Annotated in this window: 2 protein-coding genes; both read left to right on the top strand. The window is 61.8% G+C overall.

Translation table 11 applies throughout. The features are described 5' to 3' along the window. On the top strand, positions 1-500 hold a 500-nt coding region (locus AWC27_RS20270; protein ID WP_139837117.1), incomplete at its 5' end, for a CoA transferase. Positions 501-728: 228 nt separating this feature from the next. Further along, a partial coding sequence (locus AWC27_RS20265; protein WP_139837116.1) for a PE family protein occupies positions 729-1,191 on the top strand: 463 nt, incomplete at its 3' end.

Genomic DNA, 1,191 nt, shown 5'->3' with positions numbered 1-1,191 from the left:
ATCCGCTTGTGAACCGCTATAAAACGAGGGACGGCAGGTGGATTCAGCTGGTCTTCCTGCAGCCCGACAAATTCTGGGCCGGTTTCTGCCAACGCATGGGGCTCGCGCAGCTGGCCGATGACGAGCGGTTCGTGCCGTCGAAGAACCTCATCGCGAATGCGGCCGAAGCAACGGAAATCTTCGCGAATGCGTTTGCCGGCCATGATCTTGCGCATTGGCAGAAGGTGCTGCACGACGAGCCGGGCGTGTGGGGCGCCCTGGCGACGCCGCGAGAAACGCTCAATGATCCCCAAGTTGAACCCAACGGCTATGTGGTAACCAATGTCGATGACCGGGGCGAGAAATACCGGATCGTTGCTGCGCCCATCCAATTCAACGAAACTCCACCGGATCCCGCCCGTGCGCCCGAGCACGGTCAGCACACCGAGGAGATACTGCTTGAGCTGGATGTGAACTGGGACGACATCGCCCGGGCCAAAGATCTGGGCGCCATCCTGTGAATTCGTGCGATTCATCGGGTTTCGCCGAGCCGCCGAGCAAAATCGTTTACCGCGTTCGACTTTGATCTCCGTCGATCTCCGTCGTTACCGTATCGGACCAAACCGGTATGAAAAAGGGCACGACAAAGAACGCCAAATGCGCGGTCTGATCGCTTGATCGCGATACTCTTTGCCCAGGATTCGGTGGTGGCCGGGCGGTGCCCGGGGTAGCGGGCGCGGGAGGTCCTCATGTCGTATCTGATCGCGACGCCGGAGTTTTTGACGGCCGCGGCATCGGATTTGGCAACTGTAGGTTCATCGATAAGCGCGGCGAACGCAGCCGCGGCGGCGCCGACGCTGTCACTGGTGGCCGCCGGCGCCGATGAGATATCGGCCGGCATCGCGGCCTTGTTCGGCGCCCACGCGCAGGCCTATCAAGCGCTGAGCGCCCAAGCCGGACTGTTTCATCAGCAGTTTGTGCAAGCTCTTAGCGCTGGGTCGAATTCGTATGCGGTCGCCGAAGCGGTCAATGCCTCGGCACAATCCATCGAGCAAGACCTGCTCGCCCTGATCAATGCGCCCACCAACTTCCTGTTCGGTCGTCCCCTGATCGGCAACGGCGCCGACGGGATCAACGGCACCGGGGGAAGTGGCGGCGACGGTGGATTCCTGTACGGCAACGGCGGCAGCGGCGGTTCCGGTGGACTCAACC

The organism is Mycobacterium szulgai (assembly GCF_002116635.1).
Lineage (GTDB): Bacteria > Actinomycetota > Actinomycetes > Mycobacteriales > Mycobacteriaceae > Mycobacterium > Mycobacterium szulgai.
This window is presented reverse-complemented; position numbering and strand designations above follow the sequence as displayed.